This is a genomic window from Elusimicrobiaceae bacterium (assembly GCA_028700325.1).
Taxonomy (GTDB): domain Bacteria; phylum Elusimicrobiota; class Elusimicrobia; order Elusimicrobiales; family Elusimicrobiaceae; genus JAQVSV01.
Map to the genome: position 1 here is coordinate 1 of JAQVSV010000107.1, position 5,780 is coordinate 5,780.

At 58.2% G+C, this 5,780-nt stretch carries 4 protein-coding genes; 1 reads left to right on the forward strand and 3 read right to left on the reverse strand.

Annotation, left to right across the window (positions count from 1 at the left end):
• Positions 1–530, reverse strand: a 530-nt coding sequence (locus PHW69_09675; GenBank protein ID MDD4005450.1) for an ornithine carbamoyltransferase subunit F, incomplete at its 3' end; no start/stop codon positions are given.
• 342 nt (positions 531–872) lie between these two features.
• On the reverse strand, positions 873–2,477 hold the full coding sequence (locus PHW69_09680) for a FlgO family outer membrane protein (protein MDD4005451.1): 1,605 nt from the start codon (positions 2,475–2,477) through the stop codon (positions 873–875).
• Positions 2,478–2,906: 429 nt separating this feature from the next.
• On the opposite strand from PHW69_09680, the gene PHW69_09685 reads away from it, so the two are divergent.
• Positions 2,907–4,514 carry a hypothetical protein gene (locus PHW69_09685; GenBank protein MDD4005452.1) on the forward strand — a complete coding sequence of 536 codons (1,608 nt, stop codon included), beginning with the start codon at positions 2,907–2,909 and terminating at the stop codon, positions 4,512–4,514.
• A gap of 16 nt (positions 4,515–4,530) precedes the next feature.
• On the opposite strand, the gene PHW69_09690 is transcribed toward PHW69_09685, so the two are convergent.
• A partial coding sequence (locus PHW69_09690) for a hypothetical protein (GenBank protein MDD4005453.1) occupies positions 4,531–5,780 on the reverse strand: 1,250 nt, incomplete at its 5' end.

Here is a 5,780-nt window from a genome sequence, read left to right on the forward strand (position 1 = left end):
CCGACCACCAGCAGCGAGCGGCCCATGTTAAAACGCGCGTCGCCGACGTAGGCGTAGGAAATCTGTTCAAGCGGCCTGGCGCAGTGTTCCGTCATGGTGAGCACATCGGCCAGCATCTGGGTCGGATGCCATTCGTTGGTAAGTCCGTTCCATACCGGCACGCCGGCGAATCTGGCCAGCTCCTCCACTATTTCCTGTCCGAACCCGCGGTATTCAATACCGTCGTACATCCGGCCGAGCACGCGGGCTGTGTCCTTCACGGTTTCCTTGTGGCCCAGCTGGCTGCCGGTAGGCTCGAGATAGGTAACGTGCGCGCCCTGGTCGTGGGCGGCCACTTCGAACGCGCAGCGGGTGCGCGTGGAGGTTTTTTCAAAAATCAGGGCGATATTCTTGCCGGTTAATCTCCGCTGTTCGGTGCCGGCATATTTTGCCGCTTTAAGATCTTTCGCCAGCTTGAGGAAAAAAACGAGTTCTTCTTTGGTAAAGTCGAGTTCCTTGAGGAAATTTCTGTTTCTGAGATTAAATCCCATATCGGTTCTCCTTTCTTTAATGTTCAGCCACCACGGCGGGGCCGGGTTTTTTTACGCACGATGTGAAAATCCGGCACACGGGTTTTTGCTTTCGCCTACATTATATCCTTAAATGCTTTCCTGAAAACATGAGCGTTATTGATTATTACGGTTCCCCATGTTTTTTTCGGCGTATGCCGCAGGGCGTTATCACGCAAACCGCCGTTTGCAGAAGCCGGCGCGACAGCCTTATTCATCCCCGCTCAGTGCCGCGCGTCCGGCGGTATTCATTCCGCCTTGTCTGTGCCGTGATAGAAAGCCCGGGCGCTTAATGCGCCCGGGCTTTCACTGCCATAGCGCAGCTCAGTTGGTCTTGAATTTGAGGCCTTTCTGCCCGCCCTGTTTGTGCAGGGTTTCCAGTATGGCCTGCTCAAGCGTTTTCGGCCCGTTTTTGGCTGTTTTTTCCTGCTCGGCCAGATATTTCTGCCGGGCCAGGCTGAGCGCGGTTATTTTACCCTGAATGGCTTTGCGTTCGGACACCATGGCTTCGAGTTTTTTCTTGCGGTCCTTATCCGACAATCCCTGCATCTCCTGCGGCAGTTCTTCTTTTTTTATGTCGGAATAGCCTTTTGAACCGGAGGCTATGGCGGCCACGGCGTCCCACTCGGCGTCGGCTTTGGCGTTCTGCTCGCTGGCGCGGTAGGACTGCATGGCTATGCCCGCGGCCGGCGCGGCGGACGCGGTTTTGCTGAAAGTCATCTCTTTCGCCTCCTGCCGCATTCTGCCGCTTGCGCCCATGGGCACCTGGGTCTGGTCCAGCCTGGCGGAGAGCCGGGCGATCTCGTCATCCTGCGGGGCGGCTGTGTAGACGACTTCATACTGCTGGTCAATGTTGGAGTAATCCCCGTTCGCCAGTTCGGCGGCGGTTTTCCACTGGTCGGCGATGCCGCGCTGGCGGTCGCCGCAATAGATGGTGTTTACGAAAATTCCTTTGGCAGCGGCTTTCTGCAGGCTTGTCTGGAAATTCACGGCGCCTTGCGTAAACGGTTCATTGCCGGCAATGAAAATGGCCTTGTACACGTCGGCATAAGGCGACCAGTCAAGCTGGTCAACCGCATCCCTGATCACCCAGCCGCAGTATTCGTCGCCGCCGTTGGTTTTCAGCGCGAACAGCATTTCTGAAACGGTGTCGAGGTTCGCGGTGAACGGCGTGAGCCTGCGTATGTAGCCGGTATTTGCGGAAAGGCCGCTGTTGCCGTATTCGTAAAGCGCGACCTGTATTTCCGGGTTCTTGCCCTTCTGCTCGGCGGAGATGAATTCGTTCACAATGCGCCAGATCTGGGTGCGGGCCTGATTGATCAGTCCGTCCATGCTGCTGGACGTGTCAAGCAGAATGGCTATCTGGACAAGCGGTTTGCCCAGATACTTGCCGGAGGGTGGAGTGCCGGGAGATACGGGCCCGGCGGCCATGCCGCCGGGGGCAGGTTTGACCGGCGCGTCCTGCCAGGTGCGTTTTATGTCCGTTTTGGCGGCGGCGAGTATGGCGCCGCTTTCGGTGTCAACCGCGCGGGCGTTCACCTCGGTTTCCTTTTCCATATCGTTAAGCGTGCCGATGATGACAACCGGAACGCCCAGTATCTTGCCCAGTTCCTTCGTGGTCTGCGGATCAATGGCGCCGCTCATTTCCAGCTTGCGTTCTTCAAGGAGTTTCTTTATGAGGTTGCGTTCGACAACCTCGACTTTGCCCGTTTCCGCCAGATAGGTGGTCAGGCGTTCCTGCACGATGGAGGAGCCGCTGCTGGTGGCCCCGTCATGATACAGGAAATCGAGCACGGCCACTTTTGCGATTTTTTTATTTTTCAGTCCGCCCGCCAGTTTTTTCGCCATCTTTTCAAGCGGCTCGGCGGAAGCCGCCCCGGCCGACAGCGTCAGCGCGGCAAACATCAATAACGTTAATGCTTTTTTCATATTTTGCACCCCTATAGTCCTGATTGTAATTTAAATAACGGGCCTGCGCAATGGGAACGGAAGTTTTGGCGGCAAACACCATCCGCCACACTGTTTATTGCCGGGCGGCGGTGTTTTTGTGTGAAGTTTTGCTTAAACCGCCGCTTTTTTAGCCGCGCCATGCCAGCCCATGTAATACCGGCGCGCCGCTTTTGCAGCTGCCCGGATAAAACCCCGCCGCGCCAGCGTGCAGGCAGTTAGGCGCAAAACCGCCTGAAATACTCGATGCCGGACAGCTTTACCCGGTTTGCGCCACGGCAATAAATTCTGCCGAAAGCCGGGGTTTAGCGTCAGATTTCCCGCCGTGGCGCATTGCCGCGGGTTATCGGGATGGAAAAAGTGTTAGAATGTGCGAGTGTGAAGTTCCAAATTATCTGCCGTGCGGAAAATATGCGTAAACATGTAATTCTTTTTTCCTATATATTGCTAGGCGGCCTGGGCGCGTATCTGCTGTTTTACAATCTCGGCGGCAGAGTGCTGTGGGCTGACGAGGCGGAAACCGCGCTTCTGGCGCGCAATATCAACCGGTTCGGCGTGCCCCGCATTTACGACGGCAAGAATACGGTATCCGTGCTCGGCCCGGCGATTGACGCCAATGACCGTGGGTTGTGGACCTGGGCTCCCTGGCTGGACAAATATATTGCGGCGGCGTCATTTAAACTCGGCGGGGAGTCAACCCTGTCCGCCCGGCTGCCTTTCGCGGCGGCCGGGTTCGCAGCGTTTTTGCTGGCGATATATCTCGCGTGGCTGATGTACGGAAAACATAAAATCGCCCTGCTTGCCGGATTCATGTTGTGCGCCAGCCAGATGTTCATTCTGCATTCGCGGCAATGCCGGTACTACTCGATTCTGATATTGGGGCAGGTCTGGCTGTTGTTCGGGCTGTGGCAGCTGGCCGGCGGTAAAACCCGGCGCGGCGCGGTTAATATCGCGCTTGCGCTGGCGTTGCAGTTTTACTCCAATTACACCGCGGCGGCGGGCAATATTATCGCGCTGGTCGCGGCCTGCGCGTTTTTCGGCAGGAAAATTCCGGGGATATGGAAGGGCGCGGCCGGCGCGGCCGGAATGTTCACCGGGCTGGTGCTGCCCTGGGTTGTTTACGCCAGGGTTTGGGCGCATGGCGGGGTTTATGTGCCGGGCGGATTCTGGAGTAAAATGGGGCAGTTCGCGGCGGCTTTCAACTTCTGGGTTCTGCCGCTGGCGCTGTTTGCCGTGCCGCTGGCCGCCTATGAAATCAACAGATCGGGGGAAATGAAGCGGGCGGCGGAACTGAAAAAATTAAGCAAAAAGGCGCGGAAGCTGCTGGCAGGCGATTTGCCGCAGCCACCGGCAGGGCCGGTTTCTCCGGCGGCCCTGTTCGTGGAAAAGTTTATCTGGCTGGCCGTGCCGGTGCATCTGGCGGTGCTGGCGCGCGCGCCCCTGCCGGTTTTCCTGCGCTATATCTGTTTTCTGAGCGCGCCCGCGGCGATTGCGGCTGCCGCTCTGCTTGTGCGGCATGTGCGCCGGACCCGGGCGATAGCCGCGGTTACGGTTCTGTTTTTCTGCACCAACCTGCCGCATATGCTTTTATGGCCGTGGCGGGGGACTGAAAAAATCGGGTCGCCGTTTCTTGACACCATGCGCGAAATCGGCCGGCCCTATGAAGACCGGCTGGACGGGATATTGGCCTATTTCAAGGCCAACGCAACACCCGCGCAGAGCGTCTACACGGGCGATCCTGAGTTCGGTTTCATTTTTTACACCGGCATGAAAGTCATCAACGCTAATTTCGCGGGGCTTGCTTTGCCGGACCCGTTGCCGGACTGGATTTTTGCCGACACCGCCTCCGGCGTCAGTTCTTTCAGCATCCGTCTGCCGCCGGCGATAGCGCCGGCTTACGAGCGGGTGGATATTGCGATCCGCAAATCGCGCTACGCTTCGGCTATACCGGAACCGGCCATGCACGAACGCTTCACCGCGCCTGACATGACGGTATTCACGGTCTACAGAAAAAAATAACAGAAAAACAACCGGGTCACTGCGGTTTCCGCAGATACAGGGCCAGCAGCACCGCCTGCTCGTTTTCCCTGCCGGTTTTCCAGACCGTCTTTCCGTTCTCCGTCACGCAGCCGCCGGTGAATTCGTATTTGCGGATATAGTCCGTGAAAAACGGTATGAACAGCGGCGGAGTCTGGTCGCCGCCCGCCCAGCTGGTGCCTACTCGCGCCACCACTATTGCCCGGGGCGTTTTACCGGACAGTTCGTCTATCGCCTGAGTCTGGTATTTGCGCGCGGAGGGTGTGGCGTACATCAGCGGGTACATGATGACAAACCGCGTCGCGCTTCTGCGTTTGGCGTAATAAAGGATCTGGGGTTCCGAACCGGCTATGAACACCTCGTCGTCCGGCGCGGTATATCTGTCCAGCTGGCGCGCCATCTCGGCCGATTCGGTGAACGGGTTGCCGGTGTAGATTCTGCGCGTCAGCTGATCGGGGGATAAACCCAGCTGTGTTGCCATTGGCGCCACGTTCGCCAGCATGGCGGACGCGCATAAAAAAGCCGCCGCGGTTTTGCCGAGCCTGACGAGCGCGCCCGCCGCGATAAGCGCCATGAACGGCAGCAGCAGTATATAATAATGCCCGTTAATATCGCGGTAGGCCGCCGCGAACGCGCAGCCGAGCAGGCCCCAGAGAAGCGGTTTGCGCGGATTTTTTTTAAAAACGGAGCCGGCGCACAGCAGTCCCGTCAGCCACCAGTAGCGCGCCAGATCAAGCAGATGGTTTTTTAACGCCGACAGGTTCGCTCCGAACAGTACCGCCAGCTGGCTGTTGAACGTCACGTTCAATTCCCAGAACTGGGGCCACGCTCCGCGCAGTATGATGTAACCGCAGCACAGCGCGGTCGCCGCCGCGCCGCCCGCCAGCACCAGCAGGCCGTGCCACGGCAGTTCCGTTTTGTTTTTGCGCCATATTTCAAAAGCCCACGCGGCATGCAGCAATACCAGCACGAACAGGCAGATCGGCTTGAACAGCAGCGCGAGCGCGGATAAAAAACCCGCCCAGAACCAGCCGCGCCGCGCCGTCGCCGCTTCGGCGTAAAGATAAATGCAGAGCGCGCCGGTCATCGGCAGCAGCATGAATTTTTCCGTGTTGGCCGCGTAGGGAAAAACTATCGGCGTGGCCATCAGCGCGATGAAAAGCGCCGGCGCGGCCCACGCGGCAACCCGCCCGTAAAGTTTTTTAGCGCACAGCGCGAGCAGCAGCGCCGTTCCCAGCACAAACAGCC